The organism is Sorangiineae bacterium MSr12523, assembly GCA_037157775.1.
In the GTDB taxonomy this organism is placed as follows: Bacteria; Myxococcota_A; Polyangia; order Polyangiales; family Polyangiaceae; genus Pendulispora; species Pendulispora brunnea.
In genome coordinates, this window is record CP089982.1 from 6,185,931 (window position 1) to 6,210,741 (window position 24,811).

19 protein-coding genes are annotated in these 24,811 nt (G+C 65.0%); 7 read left to right on the top strand and 12 right to left on the bottom strand.

The genetic code is table 11. The features are described 5' to 3' along the window. Positions 1 to 4: 4 nt before the first annotated feature. Genes aroA through LZC95_23825 form a run of 4 tightly spaced genes read right to left on the bottom strand, consistent with a single transcriptional unit; the run spans position 5 to position 3,544 of the window. Positions 5 to 1,363, bottom strand: coding sequence for a 3-phosphoshikimate 1-carboxyvinyltransferase (gene aroA, locus LZC95_23810; GenBank protein WXA99828.1), 1,359 nt, complete (start codon positions 1,361 to 1,363; stop codon positions 5 to 7). Beyond that, complete coding sequence (locus LZC95_23815; GenBank protein ID WXA99829.1) at positions 1,356 to 1,664, bottom strand: hypothetical protein; 309 nt, start codon at positions 1,662 to 1,664, stop codon at positions 1,356 to 1,358. The genes aroA and LZC95_23815 overlap by 8 nt, the downstream gene beginning before the upstream one ends. Before the next feature lie 52 nt (positions 1,665 to 1,716). Then, positions 1,717 to 2,685, bottom strand: a complete 969-nt coding sequence (locus tag LZC95_23820) for a hypothetical protein (protein ID WXA99830.1) — start codon at positions 2,683 to 2,685, stop codon at positions 1,717 to 1,719. Between the two features lie 7 nt (positions 2,686 to 2,692). After that, positions 2,693 to 3,544 carry a chorismate mutase gene (locus tag LZC95_23825; protein ID WXA99831.1) on the bottom strand — a complete coding sequence of 284 codons (852 nt, stop codon included), beginning with the start codon at positions 3,542 to 3,544 and terminating at the stop codon, positions 2,693 to 2,695. Between the two features lie 86 nt (positions 3,545 to 3,630). On the opposite strand from LZC95_23825, the gene LZC95_23830 reads away from it, so the two are divergent. Continuing rightward, positions 3,631 to 4,176, top strand: coding sequence for a hypothetical protein (locus LZC95_23830; GenBank protein ID WXA99832.1), 546 nt, complete (start codon positions 3,631 to 3,633; stop codon positions 4,174 to 4,176). Then, positions 4,173 to 5,018: a hypothetical protein gene (locus LZC95_23835; protein ID WXA99833.1), complete on the top strand. Its 846-nt coding sequence runs from the start codon at positions 4,173 to 4,175 to the stop codon at positions 5,016 to 5,018. The genes LZC95_23830 and LZC95_23835 overlap by 4 nt, the downstream gene beginning before the upstream one ends. A gap of 9 nt (positions 5,019 to 5,027) precedes the next feature. Here LZC95_23835 and LZC95_23840 read toward each other — a convergent pair whose 3' ends face one another. Both LZC95_23840 and LZC95_23845 read right to left on the bottom strand, forming a co-directional pair. Beyond that, positions 5,028 to 5,960, bottom strand: coding sequence for a GGDEF domain-containing protein (locus LZC95_23840; GenBank protein ID WXA99834.1), 933 nt, complete (start codon positions 5,958 to 5,960; stop codon positions 5,028 to 5,030). 18 nt (positions 5,961 to 5,978) lie between these two features. Then, complete coding sequence (locus tag LZC95_23845) at positions 5,979 to 6,362, bottom strand: zinc ribbon domain-containing protein (GenBank protein WXA99835.1); 384 nt, start codon at positions 6,360 to 6,362, stop codon at positions 5,979 to 5,981. Positions 6,363 to 6,599: 237 nt separating this feature from the next. Between LZC95_23845 and smc the strand changes: the two genes are divergently transcribed. The 3 genes from smc to LZC95_23860 all read left to right on the top strand — a co-directional run bounded on the left by smc (position 6,600) and on the right by LZC95_23860 (position 13,841). Continuing rightward, positions 6,600 to 10,193, top strand: a complete 3,594-nt coding sequence (gene smc / locus LZC95_23850) for a chromosome segregation protein SMC (GenBank protein WXA99836.1) — start codon at positions 6,600 to 6,602, stop codon at positions 10,191 to 10,193. Between the two features lie 123 nt (positions 10,194 to 10,316). Next, complete coding sequence (locus LZC95_23855) at positions 10,317 to 12,254, top strand: DUF839 domain-containing protein (GenBank protein WXA99837.1); 1,938 nt, start codon at positions 10,317 to 10,319, stop codon at positions 12,252 to 12,254. 6 nt (positions 12,255 to 12,260) lie between these two features. Then, a complete protein-coding gene (locus LZC95_23860) occupies positions 12,261 to 13,841 on the top strand; it encodes a hypothetical protein (GenBank protein ID WXA99838.1) in 1,581 nt (526 codons plus the stop codon). Between the two features lie 31 nt (positions 13,842 to 13,872). On the opposite strand, the gene LZC95_23865 is transcribed toward LZC95_23860, so the two are convergent. The 4 genes from LZC95_23865 to LZC95_23880 form a co-directional block, all read right to left on the bottom strand. Then, the gene (locus LZC95_23865; GenBank protein WXA99839.1) at positions 13,873 to 14,469 is read right to left on the bottom strand and encodes a porin family protein; all 597 of its coding nucleotides are present in this window, start codon (positions 14,467 to 14,469) and stop codon (positions 13,873 to 13,875) included. A gap of 163 nt (positions 14,470 to 14,632) precedes the next feature. Continuing rightward, positions 14,633 to 15,976 (bottom strand): VWA domain-containing protein, encoded by a 1,344-nt coding sequence (locus LZC95_23870; GenBank protein WXA99840.1) that lies wholly within the window; start codon positions 15,974 to 15,976, stop codon positions 14,633 to 14,635. Between the two features lie 120 nt (positions 15,977 to 16,096). Further along, the gene (locus tag LZC95_23875) at positions 16,097 to 17,287 is read right to left on the bottom strand and encodes a hypothetical protein (protein ID WXA99841.1); all 1,191 of its coding nucleotides are present in this window, start codon (positions 17,285 to 17,287) and stop codon (positions 16,097 to 16,099) included. Between the two features lie 69 nt (positions 17,288 to 17,356). Beyond that, a complete protein-coding gene (locus LZC95_23880) occupies positions 17,357 to 18,118 on the bottom strand; it encodes an SDR family oxidoreductase (protein ID WXA99842.1) in 762 nt (253 codons plus the stop codon). Between the two features lie 99 nt (positions 18,119 to 18,217). On the opposite strand from LZC95_23880, the gene LZC95_23885 reads away from it, so the two are divergent. Beyond that, the gene (locus LZC95_23885; protein ID WXA99843.1) at positions 18,218 to 18,838 is read left to right on the top strand and encodes a TetR/AcrR family transcriptional regulator; all 621 of its coding nucleotides are present in this window, start codon (positions 18,218 to 18,220) and stop codon (positions 18,836 to 18,838) included. Between the two features lie 70 nt (positions 18,839 to 18,908). Here the strand turns inward: LZC95_23885 and LZC95_23890 are convergent, their stop codons facing one another. Together LZC95_23890 and LZC95_23895 are read right to left on the bottom strand one after the other, a co-directional pair. Then, a complete protein-coding gene (locus tag LZC95_23890) occupies positions 18,909 to 19,178 on the bottom strand; it encodes a hypothetical protein (protein WXA99844.1) in 270 nt (89 codons plus the stop codon). A gap of 307 nt (positions 19,179 to 19,485) precedes the next feature. Further along, entirely contained in the window at positions 19,486 to 21,000 is a 1,515-nt protein-coding gene (locus LZC95_23895) for an amino acid permease (protein WXA99845.1), read from the bottom strand. 147 nt (positions 21,001 to 21,147) lie between these two features. Between LZC95_23895 and LZC95_23900 the strand changes: the two genes are divergently transcribed. Next, positions 21,148 to 24,783 (top strand): protein kinase, encoded by a 3,636-nt coding sequence (locus tag LZC95_23900; GenBank protein ID WXA99846.1) that lies wholly within the window; start codon positions 21,148 to 21,150, stop codon positions 24,781 to 24,783. The last annotated feature ends 28 nt before the right edge of the window (positions 24,784 to 24,811 follow it).

Consider the following 24,811-nt stretch of genomic DNA (forward strand, 5'->3'; position numbering starts at 1 on the left):
GCCCTTACTGCGCCTCATCGACATCGATGCGGGCGCCAAGGCCGCGCAACGTGGCAACGAATTTCGGGAAGCTCGTGGTGATGCAGCCCGCGTCGCGCACGCGCGTGGGCGCGCGCCCGAGCAAGCCGAGGATGGCCGAGGTCATGGCAATGCGGTGGTCGCCGTGGCTCTCGATGTCCGCCGCCTCGAGCGGGCCCTCTTTTCCTTCGATGCGGAGGCCGTCGGGGAGCTCCTCGCACGTCACGCCGAAGGAGCGAAGCACGGTGGCCATGGTGGCGATGCGGTCGCTCTCTTTGACGCGCAGCTCCTCGGCATCGCGGATCACGGTGGTGCCGGAGGCCCGCGCGGCGAGTGCACACGCAATGGGGATCTCGTCGATGGCCCGCGCGACACGCTCTCCGCCGATGGTGGCCGCGCGCAAAGGCTGGCTCCACGCGTGGATGTCCGCAATGGGCTCGCCTGCACGCTCGCCGAGCGACTCGATCGAGAGGCCCGCGCCCATGTCGCGCAGGACCTCGAGCAGGCCGGTGCGCGTCGGGTTGGTACCGACGGAACGGGTCACCACGCGCGAGCCGGGCACGATTTGCGCGGCCACGAGCAAGAAGGCGGCCGCGGAGGCATCGCCCACGATTTCGGTATCGAGCGCAGGCATCTGGCCGTTCCAACCCGCGGGATCGAGCTCCACCATCGTTCCGACCGTGCGGAGCGGCACGCCCAGGGCCGACAGCATGCGCTCGGTGTGATCGCGCGACAGGGTCGGCTCTTTGAAGTGCGTCGCGCCGTGGGCGAAGAGGCCCGAGAGCAAAATGGCGCTCTTGATCTGCGCGCTCGAGACGGGGCTCTCGTACTCGATGGGACCGAGGTACTGGCCCTCGCCGAGGCCGTGGATCTGCAGCGGCGCGGTGATATCGCCCTCGCGCTTGGGGTGCGGCTGGCCATCGATGCGCGCACCGCGTGCTCGCAGCGGGCCGACGATGCGCATCATGGGGCGCTTGGTCAGCGAGTGATCGCCGATGAGGGTCGAGGGAAACGACTGCGCCGCGAGGATGCCCGTGATGAGGCGCATCGTGGTTCCCGAGTTTCCGCAGTCGAGCGGCTTGTCGGGGGCACGTAGGCCGTAGAGGCCGACGCCTTCGACGGTCAGCTCGGTCTTGCCGGTCGTCTCGATGCGGACGCCCATGGCACGCAGCGCGTCGGCCGTGGAGACGTTGTCTGCCGAGAACGAAAAGCCCGAGATGCGGCTCTTGCCGTTGCAGAGTGCGGAGAACAAGAGGGCGCGATGGCCAATGCTCTTGTCCGAAGGAACCGGGACGCTGCCCGAAAGCGCGCCCTCACCGATGGGATGGATTACGAGATCAGTCACCCGTCCAATTTGCCATCACGAGCAGGCCGCCGGCGAGAGCCGTCGACGCCGCAACGCAATAAAGACCCAAGGAGCGGATCTTGGTGCGGCCGCCGTAGCGGATCAGCATGCTTCCGACGACGCCCAGGACGAAACCGAGCCCGGCCAGCAGCGCAAAGAGGCCTTGGACGGCCCGAAAGCCAGATCCGGCCACGGTGCGCCACATGAAAAGAGCAAATAGCGCGGCGTGCGCCACCCCGTCCGCGGTGGCCAGCACCCGCGCCGCCCGCTGAAGGCCGCCACCTGGATTCCCAAATGCCATGTTTTCTAGAGTGAGCCCGCAAGGCCCCGCGCGCAAGCTGGGGTTTGCGCGGCTAGAGCGCGAACTGCTCGACGGCCTTGAGGAGGGTGCGCATCGACTGGTCGTCGACCGAGAACTTCCATTGCACGCTCGTGTCCGCCACCTGGACCGTGAGCCCCTGGATTTTCGGGATCAGGCCGCTGAACGTCGAGGCCATGGTGGCCAGGTTGTGCGCGCTCTCGATCCCGCGCTTGCCGGTCTGCGCGGCCTCCGCCGTGTCGTACGTGAGGCTTCCCGCGACCTCCATGCCCGGCTCTTTGAAGTTGCCGATCACCCTCACCTTTTGCAGGCCTTTGAGCCAGTCGAGCCGCAGCGGCCCTGCGCTGAGGTTCGCGAGGTTCTGCGCTGCGAAATCCGCGGCAACCGCGCCCTCCGCGCCCTCGGTCTCGATCGTGGTGATCATCCACTCGGGGATGGATCGCTTGACCCGGCCCTCCTTGATGCGGTCGAGCGCGCGGCGGATGCCGGTCTCCGTCCCGGCCAGGATGGTGTGCGAGGTCAGCACGCAGATGCCGATGTTGTTCAAGGTGAAGAGCGTGCGCCCTGCGTACGTGGACTCGACGATCTGGCCGCCGCCCTTGGCGGGGGTGTTCTTTTTGGCCATTTCGTCGAGCTTTTTCTCGTCGAAACGGCCCGTCACGACGGCGGCGACGTCGACGCCCTGCATCGCGTAGCTGCCCAGCACGATGCGGTCGACGTCGCGCGAGGGACGAAACCCGGCCTCTTCGCCGATGGGCAGAAGGCGCTCGGTGATGCGCGCAAGCTGCGGTCCCAAGGTGGCGCTTGCGTAAAAGGCGCGCGCGTCGACGTTGGTGACCGCGATGGCCGACCCGGGGAGGAGCGCCAGCGGGTCGGCGTCGATTTGTTCGGGTTTGACGTCGGCCGGGGTCTGCGGCGCAACCGAGTTCTCGGATTCGCCACCACACGCGGCAAGGCCGGCCGACAGAATCAACGAGGTGAAAGCTACGGCGAAGAAGCGCATCGCTCCTTCATACCGAATACGAGCCGAGCACTTTGAAAAACTTCGTCAACCGTTTGACCTCCTCGAAGGCGGTGACGAGCGGGCGGTCCGTGGTGTGGCCGGCCACCTCGACGAAAAAGAGGTAGGTCCAGGCATCCACGAGCAGCGTGGACTGGAGCGGTTGCGCCGGTTGGGACTGGATGCGCAGCAGATTGACGCCACGCTCGGCGAATTGCCGCAGGACGTCGAGCAGCGCCCCCGGCGTGTCCGCCACGTTGAAGACGAGGGCGGTGACATCCTCCCCCGTTCGACTCGACGGGCGCGCGCCGACGATCGCGTAGCGTACACGCTCGCTCGCATCGCCCACCCCCGGCTTGCTCGGCGACTCGACGGCCGACACGATTTTCAGATCCGTGGCAACGAGTGCCAGGATGGTCGGTTGGACGATGCCTTCGAGCTTCGTTTCGATGGGCACGACGGCAAACTCCGCACGGCGCCGTGCCACCTCCTCGAGCGCGGCGGGCGTCCCTTCCACGGAGGTAAGGTCCGCGGTTTTGCCGAAGCGCGCACGCGCGGCCTCGTGGGCAAGCCCGCCCTCCGCCCCTGCGTACACCACTTTGACGGGCAGCTCGAGGGCCAGGCAGGCGGCGAAAATCTCACGGAAGATCGCCTCCAAGCTCTCGGCAGGCATGTCGTGCCCGCGGGCCACGAGCTCGTGAAGGGCTCCCGGATCGCTGCGAAGCTGCGGTGCATCATCGGCCCGAAGTTCGCGAAGTTTCCGGGAAATCCGCGCTCGGTTGTCGAGTGCGGCGAGAATCTGAGCGTCGAGTTTGGCGACTTGCTGCAAAAGCTCCACGCTCGCGCGTTTGCGGTCGCTCACGACGAAAGAAGTTAAGCGACAAGATGCGGCCTGTCCATGGCGACGCGGGCGCACGCGCGCTTCGCGAGTTGCGGTATCCTGTCTCTGTGACGCTTTCACGCGCCGACCTGACGGAACTAGCGGCCAAGTATGCCGAGATGCTCCGCTTGCGTCGCGCCGATGGCACGTCGGCGTCGCCCGGACCCATGAAGGCGGCCATGGCGCGGCTCGCCACGGAGTTCCCGGGGGTTCTTCGCGAGCTCGACGATTTTCCGCTGGAGCTCATCGAGTCGCGCCACGCTGCACTCGAACGGGCGGCCCATGCCGACGAGGTCGAACCGTGGATGACCGCCTGCGTCGCCTTTCACCGCCTCACCCGAGGGGCGCTCTCGGCGAAGCGATGGCTCGGTGGCCGAAAACACGTCGACGCGGTCACGACCTCGACCTTCGCCAACGCGGCGGGAGAACTCGCGTTTCCCGAGGATGCCCTCGCCTGGAAGGACGATCTCCAAGCCATCGCGCATCCACCCCGCGGGCGCATCTCACAGCTCGTGCTCCAGCGCGTGGCGAGTACCTTGGGCATCTCGACCGGTGAGGTCCGCGTTCTCATCTTTGGGCCGAGCCGCCGTTCACCCCGCGAGACATGGGTATGAACGCGCGAATCACACAGGCCCCGCTCGATGCCAGCATGCGCCAACTGGGGGCCCTCGCGCTTTTTCCGCTCGCGGGCGCCGCGCTCGTGATTCTCGCCGCGCAGTTCGCGCCGCCGCCGTCGCTGAAGTTGTTCTTCCACCTCGAGGCCGCCGTGGCGGAGGCGCTCGCCTTCATCGGCAGCGCCATCGCCGCGCGCGCGTTCGACCGCGATGATTACCTGCGCAGCGCGTGGGTCTACCAGGCGACGTGCTTCCTCTTCATTTTTCTCTCGGATCTCACGCGCTTCCCCGGCTTTCCGCAAGCGATGGGCATCGACATCGCGCGCGGCGTCCTGTCGCTGATCGGCAACGGCTCCGCCATCGTGAGCGCGTTTCGATTCGGGCGCGCGTGGACCGAGGCCGATCTTCCCGACGCCGTCCGCACGCGCCGCCGTGCTTACGTGGCCACGGCCATCGTTGCGTTTGCCCTCGCGGGCGGGCCCTTGGTGCATGATCTGCGTGCTTTTTTCGCAGGCTACATCGAGGCCCTCACCAACGTGGCCTCCGAGCTGGGCGACATTGGCTCGCTCTGCATGCTCGCGCCCGTGCTTCCCACGGCCATCGCCCTGCGGGGTGGCACACTCGCGTGGCCCTGGAGTTTTCTCGGGGCGTCGCTCTTCGCGTGGCTCGCCTTCGATGGCGCGGTCAACTACGCCGGAGGCGCCCACGTCGACGACGTGACGAAGCGCATGCTCGTCGAGGTCTTCCGCGGTTTGGGCTGCACCCTCACCCTTTCGGCGGGGCTCGCGCAGCGGCACGTCCTCCGCCTCACGCAGCGAACGCTGACGCCGCCGACGTACTAGTTTCTCGAGCTATTCCACGCGATTGCGGCCGGCGCGCTTGGCGACGTAAAGCTTCTCGTCGGCGCGCTGGATCAACTCGAGCCCGGTCTTGTCGCCCTTGGTGAAGCTGGCCAGGCCGCACGAGATCGTCACAGGAATGCGCGCCCCTTGGAACTCGAACACGTTGTTCTCGATGCTGGTGCGCAACACCTCGGCCAGGATGCGCGCGGCCTCCAGCGGCGTTTCCGGCAGCACCACCGCGAACTCCTCGCCGCCGTAGCGGGCCAGCACGTCGCCCGGGCGAATGCGCCCGAGCACGATGCGCGCGACCTCTTTGAGCACGTGATCGCCGGTGACGTGGCCGCGCTCGTCGTTGATGCGCTTGAAATGATCGAGGTCGAACATCATCAGCGAGAGCTCGCGCTCGTGCCGGCGTGCGCGCCCGATCTCCTTGTCGAGGTACTCGAGCAGGTAGCGCTTCAAATACGCGCCGGTCAGACCATCGATGATGGTCATCCGGTAGATTTCCTCGTGGTACAGCGCCTCGACGTCGTCGCCGGAGAAGTATTTGAAGATGGTCGACCCGACCTTCACGCGGTCGCCATTTTCCAGACGGCGCTCCCCCATCACGCGCTCGTCGTTGACGTAGGTGCCGTTCGTGGAGCGCTGGTCGTTGCACCACCAACGGCCGTCCTTCTCCTCGACCAGGCAGTGCCGGCGCGACACGCTATCGCCCTCGAGCACGATCTCGTTTTCTTCGCCCCGGCCGATGCGCGTCGGGTTCGTCAGGACGAAGCGCTTGCCGAGCTGGGTCGCATCGCCCGTGTAGATGCACACGAGGCACCCCCCCTGACCGACGCCCTCTTTGACCAACAAGCGCTTCGTGCGGGGATGGGTGACGCGCGTTTTTGCGCTCTCCGCGTCGTCGTCTTCGAAGTCTTGAGGGCGAGGGCGTTCGGACATGCGTGGACTTTTTTGGAACTAACTCCCGCTACTGGAACTCGACGAGCCTCCCGAGGAGCCGCCGGAACCAGAAGAGGATCCGGAGCCGCTCGAACTGCTCTGTGAGCCTGCGCCGGACGAACCATTCGATGACGACGAGGCCGCCGGTGTCGCGTCGGCCTTCTTCGAAGCATCGCCATTCGACGATGTTCCGTTGGCCTTGGAGCCTTCCGTTTTCTTGGTCGAAGAATAGAGGTCGGCGTACCAGCCTCCCCCTTTGAGAATGAAGTTGCCCCCGCTGATCTGCCGCCGTGCGGTGGATTGGTTGCACTTGGGGCACACGGTGGAGGCAGGCTCGGAGATCTTCTGAATCTCTTCCCACTGATTCTGGCAGTTCGAGCAGGCGTACTCGTAGGTCGGCATGGTTTTCTACGGCGCGAAATATGAACGCGTGAGCACTCTGTCAAGAGAACACGGCCCAACCGCACGGAGTGCCTTCACATATAGACACCCGAGCCCAACCGCTGCCAGTTTGTTCTTGCCGGCCCCCGGATCATTTCGTAGCTTCCAGCGTGACCCTATGTGAAGTGACCATACGTTTGCCATGTGGTCACTTGACGAGGATCAGTAGAGCGGGCGGGTCCCGCTCCCGGAGCGGAAATGAAGATCAAAAAGCTCGAGATGATCGGGTTCAAGTCGTTCGTCGATCGGACCATCGTCAACTTCGAACACGACGTGATGGGCATCGTCGGCCCGAACGGCTGCGGCAAGTCGAACATCGTCGACGCCATCCGTTGGTGCATGGGCGAGCAGTCGGCGAAGCACCTGCGCGGTCGGGCGATGGAGGACGTGATCTTCAACGGCTCCGAATCGCGCGCCGCGAACGAGTTCGCCGAGGTCACCCTCACCTTCGAGAACGACGCGGGTGACGTTCCGCTCGAGTACAAAGACTACCCCGAGATCGCCGTCACGCGCCGGTTGAACCGCAACGGCGACAGCGACTACTTGATCAACAAGACACAGGTTCGTCTCAAGGACGTGACGGATCTCTTCCTCGGCACCGGCGTCGGCGCCAAGGCGTACTCGATCATCGAGCAGGGCAAGGTCGGCCTCATCGTGAGCGCCAAGCCGGAGGACCGGCGCCTGCTGATCGAGGAGGCCGCGGGCATCACGAAGTACAAGTCGAAGAAGAAGCAGGCCGAGCGCAAGATGGAGATGACGCAGCAAAACTTGCTGCGCGTCGGTGACATCGTGGCCGAGATCGAGCGCAACCTCGGTTCGTTGAAGCGCCAGGCGGCCAAGGCCGAGCGCTTCCTCTCGTACCGCAAAGAGCTCGAAGATCTGCAGCTCTACGAAGCCTCGCACCGGTACTTGGAGCTGTCGGGCTGGATCAAGCTCGAGGCGAACGAGGTGGAGCGCTTCACGACGGAGAGCGACCAGGCGCGCGTGGCCCTGACCGAGCGCGAAGCGCAGCTCGAGGGCTTCCGCACGCAGATGCACACCGCCGAGGAGCAGCTCGAGCAGGCGCAGAACGCGAACTTCGGCGCCGAAAACGAGGTGCGGGCGGAAGAAGCGGCGATGGCGCGCGCGCAGGACAAGCTCGATGGGCTGCGCCAGCGCGACGAGAAGGCCTCGACCGAGGAGCGCGAGATCGAGGAGCAGTGGCAAGGTGTCGTGCGCGAGCGCGAGACCGTGCTGGAAGAGATGGCAGCCCTCGAGGGCGTCGAGGAGACGCATGCGTCGCTCGTCGGCGGCGAGGAGGACCAGCTCGCGGAGTTGGTCGCCGCGCACAACGAAGCCGAGCAATCGGTGAAGACCGTGCGGCAGCAGGTGTCGCAGGCGCAGGCGAACATCGCGAGCGCACAGGCGAAGCTCGCCGGGATCGAGCGGCGCAAGGACGAGATGCAGGCGCGCCTCGACAAGGTGGTGTCGGAGCGCGAGCGCCTGGAAGGCGAGCGGCTGGAGCAGGCTTCGCGCACCTCGCGGCTCGAGCAGGAGATCACCGAGCACCGCACGGGCAAGGAGATGAGCGCCGAGGAGCAGGCGCAGCTCGAGACGCGGCTCGAAGAGCTGAAGCTGCAGATCGCCACCAGCGAGCGCGAGCTCGAGGAGGCGAAGAACGAGTTTTCGCGCAAGCGCTCGCGGCTCCACGCGCTCGAGGAGATGCTGGCGCGTCTCGAAGGCGTCGGCGCCGGTGTGAAGGCCCTGGTCGGCACGAAGGACGAGACCTTGTGCGGTCTCGTGGCCGACCGCATCGAGGCGCCTGCGGAGTTCACCTTGGCGGTCGCCGGTTGGCTCGGCAGCCGTTTGCACGACGTGGTCGTGCGCGACGTCGACCGCGGCCTTTCGCTGCTCGACGGGCTCGCGCAGGACAAGAAAGGCCGCGCGGTCATCGTTCCGCAGAGTCCTCAGTACGTCGCGGGGACCATCGCGGTGGGCGATGCCCCTCGCCTGGTCGAGCGACTCCGCTATGCGCCGGAGGACGAAGAGCTGGTGCGCTCGCTCTTCGGCGACACCTTGGTGGCGAAAGACATCCCCGAGGCGCGTCGGCTGCGGGAAACGCTGGGCAATGTCGCGGTGGTGACGCTCGCGGGGACGGTGTTCTTCCAGGACGGGCGCATCGCCGGCGGTACGGGCGAAGACGTGGCCGCGGGCATGCTCGACACGAAGCGCGAGACACGCGAGCTCACGGAAGATGTCGCGCGCTTGGACGTGCTGGTGACCGAGCGCCTCGCGCAGCATCAGACCTTGCGCGCGGAGTTGGGCGAGACCCAGGGCGCGCTGGACAGTGCACGCCATCGGGCGCACCAAGACGAGCTTTCGCTGGTCCGCGCGGAGAAGGATCTGCGCGCGCTCGAAGACCAACTTGCCACCATCGTGCAGCGGCTCGAGGCCCTGTCGACCGAGGTGGAGGACCTCGGCTCGACGTTGGCCGAGGCGGACGTGGAGCGTGCGGAGACGCAGCGCGCCCTCGAGGAGTCCAACGCGCTTCACGAGGAGGGCAGCGCCCAGCTCGGCGAGGCGGAGGCTTTGGCGGAATCGTGGCGCGATCGCGTGGACGCGCAGCGCCAGGTGCTCACCGAGAAGAAGGTGCAGCTGGCCGGTGCGCGCGAAAAGCTCACCGCGGCGCGCAGCACCTTGAGCCGGCTCGAGCGAAGCACCAAGGAGCTCGAGGAGCGGCGCACGCGTTTGCAGGCGGAGATCCTCGAGTGCGCGAAGTCCATCGGCGAAACCGCCGCCCTGCTCATGGCCCACCGCGAGAAGCACGCCGCGGCCGCCGAGGTCGCGCGCGTGGCCGCCGAGGAACTCACCCGCACGCGCACCGAGGTCGAGTCGCTGCGCGTCTTCTTCGGCGAACACGAGGGCGTGCTCAAGGAGCTCCGGGCGAGCGCCGAGCTGGCCCGCGAGGAGCTCACGCGGCACGAAATGGCCTTGCGCGAGCGCCGCTTGGCCATGACCCACCTGCTCGAAGGCGTCGCGGAGAAGTTCCGCGGGCTCGAGCTCGGCCGCGTCGTCGGCGACTACCACATGCGGCCGCCGCCCGAGGAGGAGACGCACGAGCGCATCTCCGAGCTGGGCACGCTCATCGAGCGCATGGGCAGCGTGAACCTCGACGCCGTGCGCGAGCACGCCGAGGCCGAGAAGCGCTACGAGTTCTACTCGACGCAGAAGCTGGACCTCGAGAAGGCGCTGGCCGACTTGAACCAGGCCATCCAGCAAATGAACAAGGAATCGAAGCGCCTCTTCGCCGACACGTTCCAGGCGGTGAAGGAGAAGTTCGAGACGATCTTCCCGCAGATGTTCCGCGGCGGGCGGGCTTCGCTCCGGCTGACCAACCCGGAGGACATGCTGGAGACGGGCATCGACATCCTCGCGCAGCCGCCGGGGAAGAAGCTGTCCAGCATCGAGCTGATGAGCGGTGGCGAAAAGGCGCTGACCGCGGTGTCGCTCATCTTCGCGATCTTCCAGATCAAGCCTTCGCCCTTCTGCATCCTGGACGAGGTCGACGCCCCGCTCGACGAGGCGAATGTTGCAAGATACAACGAGATGATCCGCAACATGACGGATCGGTCGCAGTTCATCTTGATCACGCACATCAAACGGACGATGCAGATGGTGGACGTGCTTTACGGCGTCACCATGCAAGAGTCGGGCGTTTCTCGCCTGGTCAGCGTGAAGATCAACGACACGGCGGAGAAGAAGCAGCGCCCGGGGCTGCCGGCGACCGGCGGTTCGGCGGCGGCGGTGGCTTAACGACAACGAGGCACGCAGCTGTCGCATGAACGTCACGTGCTCCCTTTAAGGTGCGCGCGTCCAGACCGACCTGGATGAGATGCGCGGGCGAGTCCCAACTCGCCCCTTACAAGGGAGCTTCACGTGATTCCTTCTTCGAGGCGAGTGGCGCGCGTGCGCGCGCTGAGCGTGACGGTTTGCACGGCTGTGGGTGTGGCCATGCTGGTGGCGGCCTGCGGCGACGATGGATCGACGGGTGCGCCGGGTCAGAACGGCGCAAACGGCGCGAATGGCGAGGCGGGCGCGCCGGGCCAGAACGGAAACAATGGCCAGCCGGGCAAGGGTGCAGGCGCGCTCCTCTTCTCGGAGGTTCAGACCGCGACGACGGATACCGACAAGCGCGCGGTGCTGGGCATCAAGAGCGCGAAGGTCAACGGCGCCGACGTGAACATCGGCTACCACACCGAGCTTCGCTCGCGTGCGGCGCTGGGATCCGGCGTGTACGGACGGCTCGTGGCCAAAGACGGCACGCCGCTGACCAATGCGGATCACTCCGAGGTGATTTCGCCGTCGAACGACTTTTCCTCGATTCTTCCCGTGGGCGACAAGCTCTGGGAGATCACGCACTTCGAGACCGTGCCCGCCGCGATGTACCTCACGGAGCTGAAACAGGGCACCGATGGGAACCTGACCGCGGTGAGCACGAAGCCCGTGGATTTCGCGGGTGTCGACGGTCTGTGGACGCCGTGCGCGGGTTCGGTGAGCCCGTGGGGAACGCACCTCGGGAGCGAGGAGTATCCGCCGGATGCGCGGCCCATCGAGACGGCGGCCACGATTGCCGACTTCAAGAACGACGAAATCAAGGAGATGCTTCGCTATTGGAAGGTCGATGCCTCCACGGCGTCGGCCGACGAAGCACGCAAGGTCTTCCACCCGTACAACTATGGCTATGCGGTGGAGATCGCGGTGGACGCTGCCGGCGCGACGACGGTCAAGAAGCACCCTGCGATGGGGCGGCGCGCACTCGAATTGGCGTACGTCATGCCCGACAAGAAGACCGTGTACTTGACCGACGACGGCACGAACGACGTCTTTTCGATGTTCATCGCCGACAAGCCCGGCGATCTCAGTGCCGGAACGCTGTACGCCGCGCAGTGGTTCCAGACCAGCCCCGCGGGTGCCCCGCACGGTACGGCGGAGATCTTTTGGGTCGATCTCGGGCACGCCACGGATGCGGAGCTTTTGCCGCTCGTCGCGACGACGAAGTTTTCCGATCTGTTCGAGGTGGCGGCACCCAACGCGGCTGCGCCCTTCTGCCCCGATGGCTTCACCAGCGTGAACACCGATTCGGTGGCCGCGCTCGAGTGCCTCAAGTTGAAGCCGGGCAAGGAGATGCTCGCCTCGCGCTTCGAGACGCGACGCTACGCGGCCTACAAGGGCGCGACCACGGAGTTTCGCAAGAACGAGGGCATGACCTTCGATCCCGATACGCACACGTTGTTCGTGTCGTACAGCGAGCTCAATAAAGGTACGGAAGACGGCAGCAGCAACGACCGCGGCGGGCCAAATCACATCAAGTTGGCGCGGAACGATTGCGGCGCGGTGTTCGCGTTGGACGTGGGACCCGATTCGGTGCTGGCCAGCGATTACGTGGTGCACTCGGCGTCGGCGTTCATCGAGGGTATTTCGTTGAAGGCCGCCGGCGCAACGCCCTATCCGCCGGGAAGTCCGTATTTCGGCAATACGTGCGCGGCGAGCGGAATTGCCAATCCGGACAATCTGACGTTCTTGCCCGGGTACAACACGCTCATCGTCGGCGAGGACTCGGGCGACGGGCACCAGAACGACGTGGCGTGGGCGTACAACACGAACACGCGCACGTTGACGCGCATTTTCTCGACGCCCTATGGCTCCGAGACGACGGGCGCGTATTGGTTTCCCAATGTCAACGGGTACGGCTATCTGAAGATGCAAGTTCAGCACCCGTACGGCGAGTCGGACAAAGACAAGGTGCCGGCGAATTCGCCCGAGCGCGAATCGTATACCGGTTACATCGGGCCCTTCCCCGCGCTTACTCGGTGATCGTCCGTGTTGAAGTGGCTTGTTCCGGGTGTGGCCGTTGCGGTTGGGGCAGCGGCCCTGGCGGTGTGGGGGGTAAGCCCGCATTCGCGATTCGCGATTCGCGATTCGCGAATTGCGAATGCCTCCGAGCCCCCCACCGTCCCTTCCGTTCTCAATTTGGCCGCCTACATTCCCCCACAATGTTACGCCAAGGCGCGTGACGAACAGGGCACGCACAATGGCTGCTTCACGTGCCATCGCGAATCGCGCATACCGAATTACGTCGACGACGAGGACGTGCAGACGACGTTTTCGTTCGCGCGATTCGCGACGGACAATCACTGGGCGAATTCTCTGCATCCGCCGGCACCGGCGGACATCGACGATGCGTCGCTTTTGTCGTGGGTACGCACGAGCAATTACCCGGTGAACAAGACGGTGGGGTTCGTCCCCGATGCGGCCTTTCGCTTCGATACCGACGGCTTCGACCATGCCGCGGACGGTCGCGCGACGGGCTGGCGGGCCTTCGCGTACACGCCGACGCCGGGCATGTTCTGGCCGACGAACGGCTCCGCGGGCGACGTGTTGATCCGGCTGCCCGAGGCTTTTCGCCAGAACGAGCGCGGCGAGGAAGATGCGCGCATCTACCAGCTGAATTTCGCGCTGGTGGAGGCGTACGTGCGCGAGCAAGACGTCCCCATCGCCGCGACGGACGAACGCGCGCTCGGTTCGGACTTGGACGGCGATGGTGCGCTGGGAACCGCACGGCGCGTGGCCTTCCGATGGCCGATGCCCGCGGATGCGCCGCGTCGCTACGTGGGAAAGGCGCGCGAGGAGCGCATGGCGGCGGGGCTCTTTCCCGTCGGGACCGAGTTTTTGCACACGCTGCGCTACCTCGATGTGCAAGGCGCCGAGGTTCGCATGGCGCCGCGCATGAAGGAGGTGCGCTACATGCGCAAGATGCGCTGGCTCACGTATTCCGATTTGCAATTGCGCGCCCAAGAGGAGGCGCGCGAAAAGACGAAGACGCCCAATCGGCTGAAAAAGCCCATGGGCGATGCCGAGCACGGGATCAACAACGGCGTCGGCTGGGTGCTCCAGGGATACATCGAAGACCGCGACGGCAAGCTGCGTCCGCAAAGCTTCGAGGAGACGCTCGCCTGCGTCGGCTGCCACGGCGGCGTGGGCGCGACGACGGACAGCGTCTTCGCCTTCCCACGCCGCATTGGCTGGTACCACTGGACCGATCACGGGCTCGCCGGCGTTGCCGAGCCACTCCGCAAAGACGGCCAAGGCGAATACGCACACTGGCTGGCCCAGGTCGGCGGCGGCGACGATTACCGCACCAACGAGGAGGTGCGCGCCCGCTTCTTCCGCGCAGACGGCTCGCTCGATCCGGAGGCCCTGCACAGGCTCTCCAAGGACATTGCCACCCTGCTCGTCCCCTCCCCCGAACGCGCCCTCGCCCTCAACCGCGCCTACCTCGCCATCGTGCGCGCCCAATCCTTCAACCTGGGCCGCGAAACCATCGTCGGCGACTCACCCCACGTCCACACCGCCGTCCTCCAAGACGACACCACCGGCATCGAGCGCGCCGCCAGCCCCTAAGCCACCGGCGCACCCTCCTGCGAAATACCAACTACAGCTGATACGTATACCCGACGCTGATGCCGAGACCGATCGCGGCGGATTCGTCACCTTTCCCGATTAAATTGTAATGAATGAATTGCCCACGAAGATCGATGGGCAGGTCGGGGCTGATGACATATCCGCCGAATGCGCTAAATCCAAACCGGGTGTACGACTTGTCGCCATCGACATCGGCCACTCCCGCCCCAGAAACACTTGCGCGGTAATTGATGAAGTTGAATCCAAGCTCCGCACCAGCGTATGGACCGGCGGTCGGGGTGTGTTCGAAGAAGAAGTAGCGTGCACCACCCCAAAGCGGAATCACCGAAGCGCCGACATCGCTTTTGACCGGTCCGACCTCGGTAGACTTCGAGAATCCATAGATGTAGCCGGCGCGCCCCGTGATCTCGAGTTGCGGAATGACTCGGTAGCCAAAGCGACCGAGAACACCGAGTTGCGCCCCGGTGGCATCGGAGAAATCTCCGATCGGGAGCACGAACATGGCGTCACCCCCGACGGCCATTCTGCTGTCCGAGTCCGCGGCGAGCGCAGGAACGCTGAACAAGGTGGCGGCCGAAAGAACTGCTGCAACGAGAGCTTTTCGCATGGAGAGAACCTCAGTAAGGGCTGCCGCTCGACCTCGAGCGCGGCTGGCGCGAGACGTACCACAGCCGTAGGGGTGGTTGGGAATGCCCCATTAAGAGTCGAAGAAGGTGCGTCTGCGCAAGCGAAAGACGCGCCTTCTTCGGTAGGTCTCTCCCGACTGCCCGTCAGTTGACGACGGTCGCGCAGCCGATGATCACACGAACCTTGGCCCCGGGGTCCGCTTTCAAATTGTTGCAGGCCTGGCCGGTGAGCGTCACCTTCGTGCGCGCGCCGTCCAAGGTCCAACCCTCGTTTTGCTTCACCAGCCTCTCCGGCTGCCCCGTCGGTGTGTAGAGAACATTCACCTTGTTCGGGTCGAGACCGGGACTCACGTTTTGAAGCGGCAGCTCGCAGCTTTGGAGCGAAAGCGCCACGTTGTCGATGGCCGCCTTGATCTCGTTTTGGATCTGGTCCGCCGTTTTGGCGCCCGGCGTCACCTGGTAGTGGCACGGCTTCGTGTTGCCCGGGTTCGCACCATCCCAATCGGCCGTGCACGTATCGGGCGCGGCACCGCCCACCTTGGCGAGCTGGCTCAGGAACTTCTCGTCGTACACGAGCGGATCGTCCGTCGGATCGCCGATGCCCACGACGAAGGTGGTGATGTTCGGAACCGCCTTGCTGACGGCATCTTTGATCTTCGCCTGCGTCGCTGCGCTATCGCTGCCGCTGGTTGGGTTGGGAACGCCGTCGGTCATGAGCAGGATCACGCGCTTGCCGCCGCCCTCGAGCGGCGCCTTCGGTTGGAAATTCGCCAGACGAGCGAGCTCTCCGCCGTCGCGGCCACTGCTGCCGGTGAAGGCTTCGTACAACGGCGTGCCTCCGCTCGGCCACACGCCGGGGGCGATCTTGTCTTGCAGCGCTTTCTTCTGCGCTGCCGTCATGGCGTCGAAGCCGATAGTGCCTGGGGCCGTGCTCGAGAAGAGGTAGAGGCCAATTGCCAACTTGGAGCTTTGGGCCTGGCTCGCGAAATAGGCTTTGAGCGCTCCGCGCGCGGCGATCCATTTCTTGCCGGTCAACCCCCGGTAGGCGGGGCAATCGTTGATGCTTTGGCTCTCGTCGTGGCACACCCGATCCGTGCGCCCGGACGCCTCGGGATCGGTCTGGCGCCTTCCTTTGAGAAAGCACGTCGCGGCCCCGGATGCCGGAGGGGGATTGTCGTCGCACGGCACCGCCGTCGTCGGGGTCCCGTGGCCATCCATGCTTCGCGAACCGTCGAGGATGACATCCAAGTAGACAGGAAGACGCGTGGTACCGCTTTCGCCCGTGGCGCATTGCCCCAGATTTCCGCCGCCGTCCCCGCCGACGCCACCGTCGCCGAAACCGCCGCCATTGCCAGGCCCGCCACCGTCGCCGTTGCCATTCCCATCGCCCGACCCGTTGCCGAAGGTCGACTCGTCACTTCCGCAGGCGGCCAAATTGACCCCGGCCAGCAGCAGCACCCCCATCACCTTCATCGCGATCCGTCGCATTCCAAGTCCTCCGAAAAAATGCCAAAGCGATACGGGGCAGCAGGTTTACGCATCCTAGCCTGATGCACAAACGGGCGCGACCATGAGCCCATCGCCCTGACCGCCATCTATAGGCGAATTTCAGCGAACCTTGAACATTTCATAAATCCAACCCGTGCTTTCGAAGCGGAACTGTGCGCTGAGGTCGGGCAAGATCTCATAGACGCGCGTACCCACGTAGTTGGCCTTCGGAAGCAGCACGAAGACGCGACCGTCGAGGCGGACGGAGAAGAATTGGCCGGTGAATGCGCCGATTCCGTTCATCGGCGCGGCCTTGCGCGTGGTCAGGTTCAGCACCCAGAAGTGCCAGTTTTCGCTTTCATTGACCGCGCGGCGTTCGTCGATGCTCGCGTTGGGATTGACGGGGGTGACCGCACGGTGATCGAAGACGGCCAGGAAGCCTTTGTCACCGCCATAGTATTGAAAGGCCGCGGCCTCGAACCCGCCGGTGAGCTCTTCGAAACGAATCGTGAAATCCGTATCGATGCGATCCTCGCCGGCTTTGATGCGCACCATGCAGTTGCGCGGTGCGCTCGCGTCGTAGAGCCACTGCGTGGCACTTCCCGGACCGCTGCTGAAGTACACGTTGCCCTGATCGTCTTTGGCCGAGCGATGCAGGTGCGGGCACGGCGTGTCGAGCAGCGCCCGGGTCTGGTCCGTGCCCGTGTCGTAGACCGCAACCTGCGAGTAGGGTGCGAAGCGCTGAAAGTCGCTGGATGCCCAGTAAAATGGCTGGAAGGCGCGGTTGCCTTCCACCGCTTGCTCGTAGCCTTGGTTCACGGTCAAACCGTCGCGCACGAGCTGGATGCGCGCATCGGCGCGGACCATGCCTTGGATCTGCAGGCGTGACGGATCCCACACGATGCGATCGACCACGTTCAATGCGCTGTAGGCCTTCTGCGGGCCCGTCGTGATGGTGGTGAAGAAGCTCGCGGCCGAAAGGCCCTGGGCCGCGAAGTTGATGCGGCCCTCGTCCGTCCAATTCGTGCGGTTCGTGACGTCGAAGCGGGTGATGATCGGTGCCTCGCCGCTGGCGACGAACAGCTTGCCATCGATGCTGGCCGCGCTGGTGGTGCCTGGAAACTCGCGCGCCTCGGCGCGATCGATGCCGGTCGCGTCGAGGGAGTCGAGAATGTTGACGTAGGTGGTGGCGCCTTCGGTGCCCAAGACTTGGGTCACCACGCCATAAGCGTGCTCGGAGCGGACGGCGCTCTCGTTCTTCCCGTCATTGTCGCTGCTGCTGCAAGCGGAAACGAGGCCGAGAGCGCCCATTGTGAAGATGACTTTGAAAATCATTTGCACGAGCAATGACAAACCCGCGCATTGATGTCAACGGGCCAGTCAGGCGTTCACGCCGCCATCGATCACCCATTGGGCACCATTCGCGGAGCGACCCTCCGCGCTGGCAACGTAAGCCACCAATCCCGCGACCTCGTCCGCGCGGCCGTAGACGGGAATGGCCATGAGGCTGCGCTGATGCTCCGCGTGGGCACCGTTGGCCGGGTTCATGTCCGTGTCCGTCGGGCCTGGGGAGATGAGGCTTACGCTGATGCCACTCGGGCCGAAATCGCGGGCCATGCCCTTGGTCAGGCCCACGAGTGCCGATTTGCTCATCGAGTAGAGCGTCATGTACGGACTGTGCACACGGTCGGCGAGGTTGCTGCCGATGTTGATGATGCGGCTCCCCGATTTCATGTGCCGCGCCGCAGCTTGCGCGGCCACGAAGACGGCCCGCACGTTCACGGCGATGATCCGATTGAAGTCCTCGATCGTGGCCTCGAGCAGGGGCCCGTCCATCCAGATGCCCGCGTTGTTGACCAGGATGTCGATGCCCCCGAACGCACGCACCGTCTCCTCCACCGCGCGCACCACCGCCGCCGGATCCGCACTGTCGGCGCGAATGGCCAGCGCACGCCGGCCCGTGGCTTCGATTTCCGCCGCGACCGCGCGCGCCTTCTCCTCACTGCCCACATAGGTGAGCACCACGTTCGCGCCCTCTGCGGCAAGGCGTTTCGCGATGGCCGCCCCTAGGCCGCGGCTTCCCCCCGTTACCAGTGCCACCTTCCCATTCAAGTCCGAGCTCGGCATTGCAGTCCCTTTCATTTTGTGTCGATCGTTACACAAATCATGGGGCCTTGCCGACGAGGGTCAAGGCATTAATTTGTCGATCGTTACAGAAATCGAGGGAGTATGGAGAAACCCATGGCCGGACGCGGTCGCCCGCGAAGTTTCGATCGGCAACAGGCGCTGGAAACGGCGATGCAGGTCTTCTGGACCAAGGGCTACAAAGGCACCTCGATGGCCGATCTCACGCACGCGCTCGGCATCAACTCGCCGAGCCTCTACGCCGCGTTCGGGAGCAAGGAGGCGCTCTTCCGGGAGGCCATCGAGCTCTTCTCGTCCAGCCGGCAACCCTACAACGTGTTGAACGGCCTCGAGGAGGCCCCCACCGTGCGCGAGGGCATCGAGCAGATGCTGCGGGACACCGCCATGAACTTCTCGCAACCCGCCTCGCCCGGCGGCTGCTTCATCACGTTGGCGGCCATCCACAAGGACTGCGACGAACTCGAGACCGATCCCATCTTCGAGGAACTGCGAGCGATGCGCGCCTACCCGATCGAGCGCCTTCGGAAGCGCGTCGCGCGCGCCATCGACGAAGGCGAGCTCTCACCCTCGGTGGATCCGGCGGCCATCGCGAGCTTCTACATCACCTTTCAGCAAGGGATGTCCCTTCGCGCCCGCGATGGAGCCTCGCGCGAAGCGCTTCTCGCGCTCGCAGAATCCGCAATGCGCGCCTGGGACGCGCTTACTCGTATTCCCTAAAAACGCACTGCAACTTCGAATTCACAATCGTCCAATGACTATCCGATTGGACGGGTTCTTCAGGGACGACTCACGGACAGAGTCGGCGGTTCGCGCTGGTGGCCGCGGCCGTTTCCGTGCAGTTCGTGCTGCTGGGTATCCCATCATTGCCGGGAACGCCGGTGACCGTGGTGGGCGGATTCACCGCCAAAGGCCGATAATTGGGCGAAGGCGTGTACAGGCTGGACGGGTCGTAGCTCGCGCTGGGATCGTAGGCGGTTCGCGGTTGCCTCCCTTCGCTCGCGCATGCCATCAAGCCGAGGGCGACCAAGGCGATGGATGCAGTTCGAAATGAAACCATGGGGAGCCTCCTTTAGATCGAAATCAATGATTACAAATTAGGGATGCGATGCAGCAACGGCTACTGCATCCGTACGAATGACCGCCATACCGAAACTGCATGACTTACATGCCTGTCATGCAAATAAGCCATGCCCATGCCTGCCGCGGCCGAGCAGGCACAGGTGCTTCTTCTCTGCGATTTTGGTACTGCTGCCCCCCGTTCTACCGGTTGCTACTGGTCTCTGCTTGGATGCTCGTTCCACACCGAAGCGAGCACCTCCATCCGAGCAACCGACAGCAGGAGCAGACTTATTCCTCTATTCGCGCTATTTCGCGGGCGAGTTGGCTGGGCCGCGCGGCGTTCGAGCGCCATAGATGAAGTAGAAGAGCAACCCAACCGCGAGCCAGATCCAGAAGCGCTCCCACGTGTGGGTGGGCAGGCCCCAGGAGAGCCAGCCGCAGAACAGAATGCCCAGCGGCGCATTGACCCAGATCCAGGGAGCGCGGAAGCGGCGCGGCGCATCGGGCCGGCGCACGCGAAGGACCAACACGCCCAAGCAGACCAAGGCAAAGGCGAATAGGGTTCCAATGTTGGTCAATTCGACGATCTCGTCGATGTTCATGAATCCCGCGGGCAATAAAACGATGACACCGGTCAGCAAAGTGGCATTCACCGGGGTCTTCGTCTTGGGGCTCACCACGCCGAACCAAGGGGGAAGAAGGCGATCACGGCTCATGACCATGAAAATGCGGGGCTGCGCAATCTGGTAAACCAGCAGCGCGCCCGCGAGGGCGATCACGGCGGCCACGCTGACGACGCCGGCGACCCAGTTCAGGCCCACGGCGGCGAACGCGTGGGCGATGGGATCGGCGATGTTCTGGTACTCGGTGTAGCGGAGCATGCCCGCCACGACGGCACAGACGCCAATGTAGATCACGGTGCAGATCAGCAGGCTGCCCAGGATGCCCCGTGGCAGGTCTTTTTCCGGCTGCTTGCACTCCTCGGCGGTCGTGCTGACCGCGTCGAAACCGATGAAGGCGAAGAAGATGATCGCAGCGCCAGCCTGCACGCCCCGCCAGCCATTCGGCATGAAGGGGTGGAAATTCTCGGGGTGCACGTAGAAGGCGCCCACGGCGATGACGCCCAAAAGCAGAACGACCTTGATGGCCACCAGGATGCTGTTGGTGCGCACGGACTCACGAACCCCCGCGACGCAGAGCGCGGTGATCACCACCGTGATGAACATGGCCAGGAGGTTCATGCCGACGGGCACGCCGAAAATCACCGGCGCACCCGACAGCGCATCCCAATGCGAGAACACCGTGGTACCATCCAGTGTGCCGGCCCGCGCCTGGGCGAAGAGCGTCAGCTGATTACCAAAGCCGAGTCCCGTGTGGGCGGCCGCGTATTCGCTGGCGGGTTGAAGCATCGTACGGGTATCGAGGGTCAGCCAACCCGGCAAATGAATCCCCATGCCATCGAGCAACGACGTCGCGTAGCTGCCCCACGAGATGGCGATCGCCACGTTCGATACGGCATACTCGAGCAAGAGGTCCCAGCCGATGATCCAAGCCATCAACTCGCCCAAGGTGGCGTACGCGTACGTGTACGCCGACCCGGACGCGGGGATCATGCTTGCGAGCTCCGCGTAGCAAAGTCCAGTAAAGGTGCAGGCCACCGCCGTGATGACGAAGGACAGGATGAGCGCGGGGCCAGCTGCAGGTCGAGTGACGCCAAAATTGACGTCGAACCCACCCGCGAGCCCCGTACCCAAGGCCGAAAGGATGCCTGCACCAATGATCGCGCCAACACCGAGGAGCATCAGATCCCAGGCGGTCAAGGCCCGGCGCAGCCCCGTCCCGGCCTGCTCCGATTCCTCACAGTTGGCGCGAATCTGCTCAACCGTTTTAATGGCAAATAGACGCTCAAACACGAGGCTTGAGGTACGCTACCACTGCACCGGGTATCAACTGGGAAAAAAGCGGCGATGACCGATATCGCGACCCACCTTCTGGACACCATCACGGCAGGCACCGAAAGTGCGACGCGCGCCCGTGAGGCTGGGACACCTCGATTTCTCGAGGTTGGTGACGTCGTGGGTGGGCGCTACCGCATCGTGGAGCTCCTTGGGACCGGCGGGACGGCCCGGGTGTGGCTGGCCGAGGACGCGGTCGAGGGGCACGACGTGGCCCTCAAGGAGATCGAGGCGATGCCGATCTCCGCGCCCGACGAGGTGGAGGAGAGCGCGCTGATGTTCCGCCGCGAGTTTTTCGCGATGCGGAGGCTGCAGCACCCGTTCACGCTCAAGGTCTACGACTGCGGCATGCTCCCCTCGGGCAACCGCTACATCACGATGGAGCGCGTCGAGGGAGAGGACCTTCGCGCGCGCGTTCGCGACCAGCCGCTGGATTCGTCGGAGGCGTTCGGGCTGCTCATGCGGCTGGCGCAGACGCTCGCGTTCATCCACGCCCGGCTGTTCGTTCATTGCGACATCAAGGCCGACAACGTGCGGCTCTTCGCCGATGGCGGCATCAAGCTCATGGACTTCGGGCTGATGCACCAGCTCGGAACGCCGACCATGGGCCGGCTCTGGGGAACGGCCGCCTACATCGCGCCGGAATGGTTGTCCGGCGGCGCCATCGACGGGCGTGCGGACCTCTATTCACTCGGCGTGCTCGGGTTCTTCGCGGTAACGGGCCAGCACCCGTTCCATGGCGCGACGGTGCAGGAGCTGCTGCGCGCGCACCGTGAAACGCCGCCACCGGATCCGGCCTCGCTCCGGCCCGACGTGGATCCGGAGCTGTCGCGCATTCTGCTGCAGCTCCTCGCGAAGGATCCGACGGAGCGGTTTCAAAGCGCCACCGAGCTGATGGCCGCGCTCGCATCGGCCAGCGATGCCATCGCCTCGGAGGAGCCGCTGGCTGCGCGCGCGAGCTACCTGCACGTGCCCACCGTCGTGGGCCGCCAAAAGGAATCCGCGCAGCTCGAGCAGGCCCTGCATGCGGCGGAAAATGGCGAGGCGCGTGCGCTGTTCATCGCGGCGCCGGCCGGCACGGGAAAATCGCGGCTTTTGTCGGAGTTGGAGCTGCAGGCGAAGTTGTCCGACGTGGCGTTCGCCTTCGGGCAGTGCCACGCGGAGGGCCTCGCACCGCTGGCGCCGCTCAAACGCGCGCTGCGTCTCCTGCTGCCCATCACCTCGGCGGATTTGATCGACAGCATCCGCGAGCCGCTCGCGCCGCTGCTTCCCCCCGAGTACGGCGCGCCCGAGGGCGAACGCAAGGTGCGCGCGCCGGCGGAGGAGAAGCTGGTCGTCTTCGAGGCGCTCTCGCAATGGCTCAGCGAGCTGGCCAAGAACCGGCGCTTCGTCCTCTGCTTCGAAGATCTGCATTGGGCCGACGATGCGACGGTGGAGCACCTCAATGTCATCATCCGGGTGCTTCAGGGCACCCACGGCCTCGTATGCGGCACGTTCCGCTCCGACGAGCTGACCCGGCTTTCGCCGCTGTACCAACCGGTGTTCGCGGGTGCGGCGCAGATCCTCAAGCTGTCCCCGTTGTCGCGGGAGCACCTTCGGGAGCTGGTCGCACTGGCGCTGCCCGGGTTCGTGGTGCCCGAGGCCTTCGTGGCCAACCTGCACGCAGCCACCCACGGCAACGTCTTCTTCGCGACCGAGTGCCTGCGTGCACTCGTCGAGCAAGGTGCATTGCGTAGGCTCACCGGGCGGTGGTTCGCGCACGCCGATCTGGCCCATGTCCCCTTGCCTTCGAGCATCGGGGACGCGATTCAATCGAGGCTAGCGACCCTGTCGCCCGAGCAGCTCGAGTTTCTGCAGCGCACGGCGCCGGCCGGCCGCGTGCTGGACATGACCCTCGTGCGGGCAGCGGCGGAACTCGAGGACGAGAAGCTGTTCTCGGCCCTCGACGACGCCGTCGAGCGGCAATTTCTGCAGTACTCGGGTGGCCAGTATCACTTCACGCACGACACCGTCCACAAGACGATTTACGACGCCACGCCCGAGACGGATCGGCGCGTGCACCACGGGCGCATCGCCGAGCACCTCGAACGAACCGTGGGCAAGACGCCGGAAGGGGCGCGCGCATCCGGCTACCACTTCGCGCGGTCGCTCGAGCCTTCACGGGCGATTGCGCCGCTGCTCTTGGCGTCGAATCACCTGCTCGCCCACAGCGGTATGCTCGAGGGGTATCGCATTCTCAAGGAGGCCGAGGCGCTCTTGGAGAACGATCCGGCGTATCCGAATCGCACGGAGCTCCAAGTGTCCGCGTGGGGGAAGCTCATCGAAGTCGGCTACAGCAGCGACACGCCGGCCTCGTTCTTCTTCGCCGAGAAGCTCTTTACGTATTGGAGCAAGGCCGTCGATCTCGATCTGGGGCGTGACATCGTGCGTTCGCGCACGGCCGCCGAGGCGCGCGAGGCGTATCGCGAAATCCCGGTGCGCGCGAACATGACCGCCGAGGAAGCGTTCCTCAAGCGCGCCGAATACCGCATTTTGCAGAGCATCGCGCTGGCCATCATGGGGCGCACAGCGGAGTTTCAGAGCGTGCTGGCCAAGGCAGATGCCGACGGCGACAAAGATTCGCCGTTCCGTGCTGCGGCATACGTCGCCAAGGGCGGCCTGACGGCCCACACGGGGCACTTCGCCGGCATCGTGGACGAGATGATGGGGCACGTGCAGGTGCTGCGGAAGTTCCATCGCGAGAAGACGGCCGGGCCCGCGCGCCTTTCCTGGGCGCTGGCCATGGGCAGCTATTTCTTGAATATGAACTTGGCGCTGATGGGCAAAGAGACCGACCCTCACGCGACCGCGGACGGAATGTCCGTCGCGTCCGAGTTCGGATTCATCGAGCTACGGATTTACCATCTGTTCTCGCTCTTGGTGCGCAGCTCGTTCATTGGCGATCGGAGCAAGTTCGACCCGCTTTACGCGGAGATGAACGACTGGATGCGCCGCCTGGGGAACCCTTCCCTGCCCGAGCGAAACCTGGCGATCTACACGCCGCCGTATTACCTCGAACGGTGCGATGTCGAATTGGCCACGGCCATCGTGCAGCGCGGGGCGTACATCAGTGAACACGTGCTTCCCGGTGATGGGTGGCTCAAACTCTACGTGGCGGTCTACCGCGGTTGCCTGCTCGTGCTGCGAAGGGAGTACGACGCGGCCTACACGGCGTTGCAAGAGGCCATCGAGCTCGCACGCGCACGCGGTTTCCGAATGGAGACGTACGCGCTGGTCCACCTGTCGCGTCTGGAAAAGCTTCGCGGTCGAGATACCGCGGCGCGGGAAGCGGCGGAGCTCGCCCTAGCGCGGGCAACCGATCCGCTGTATGCCAACCCCTTCGATGAAATCATTGCTCGCCGAGCCATGGCCGACGTTTTGCCCGGTGCAGCCGGGGATCGTGAGCTCGAGCTCGCGCGGGATGTCGCGAGCGACTCGGGCAATGTGCTGCAACACGGGGTAACCTTACTAACTCTTGCGGAGCGTCGCTCGTGCGCGCATCCGGGCGGAGCATGTGCTCTTCTTTCCTTGGCTCAAAAGTACCTCACAGCGGCGGGGGCGAGTGTATGGCTCGAGCGAGCGGCCCAACTTCGCGGATCGTGGCAGTAGATCGAGGAAGGAAATATCGACGAGGTCG

Bases quoted from the DNA above. Each gene is read 5' to 3' on its own strand.
- LZC95_23880 (WXA99842.1), bottom strand. From the start codon at position 18,118: ATGAAAGGGACTGCAATGCCGAGCTCGGACTTGAATGGGAAGGTGGCA.
- LZC95_23820 (WXA99830.1), bottom strand. From the start codon at position 2,685: ATGCGCTTCTTCGCCGTAGCTTTCACCTCGTTGATTCTGTCGGCCGGC.
- LZC95_23840 (WXA99834.1), bottom strand. From the start codon at position 5,960: ATGTCCGAACGCCCTCGCCCTCAAGACTTCGAAGACGACGACGCGGAG.
- LZC95_23870 (WXA99840.1), bottom strand. From the start codon at position 15,976: ATGCGACGGATCGCGATGAAGGTGATGGGGGTGCTGCTGCTGGCCGGG.
- LZC95_23815 (WXA99829.1), bottom strand. From the start codon at position 1,664: ATGGCATTTGGGAATCCAGGTGGCGGCCTTCAGCGGGCGGCGCGGGTG.
- LZC95_23890 (WXA99844.1), bottom strand. From the start codon at position 19,178: ATGGTTTCATTTCGAACTGCATCCATCGCCTTGGTCGCCCTCGGCTTG.
- LZC95_23865 (WXA99839.1), bottom strand. From the start codon at position 14,469: ATGCGAAAAGCTCTCGTTGCAGCAGTTCTTTCGGCCGCCACCTTGTTC.
- LZC95_23900 (WXA99846.1), top strand. From the start codon at position 21,148: ATGACCGATATCGCGACCCACCTTCTGGACACCATCACGGCAGGCACC.
- LZC95_23835 (WXA99833.1), top strand. From the start codon at position 4,173: ATGAACGCGCGAATCACACAGGCCCCGCTCGATGCCAGCATGCGCCAA.
- LZC95_23875 (WXA99841.1), bottom strand. From the start codon at position 17,287: ATGGGCGCTCTCGGCCTCGTTTCCGCTTGCAGCAGCAGCGACAATGAC.
- smc (WXA99836.1), top strand. From the start codon at position 6,600: ATGAAGATCAAAAAGCTCGAGATGATCGGGTTCAAGTCGTTCGTCGAT.
- LZC95_23845 (WXA99835.1), bottom strand. From the start codon at position 6,362: ATGCCGACCTACGAGTACGCCTGCTCGAACTGCCAGAATCAGTGGGAA.
- LZC95_23885 (WXA99843.1), top strand. From the start codon at position 18,218: ATGGCCGGACGCGGTCGCCCGCGAAGTTTCGATCGGCAACAGGCGCTG.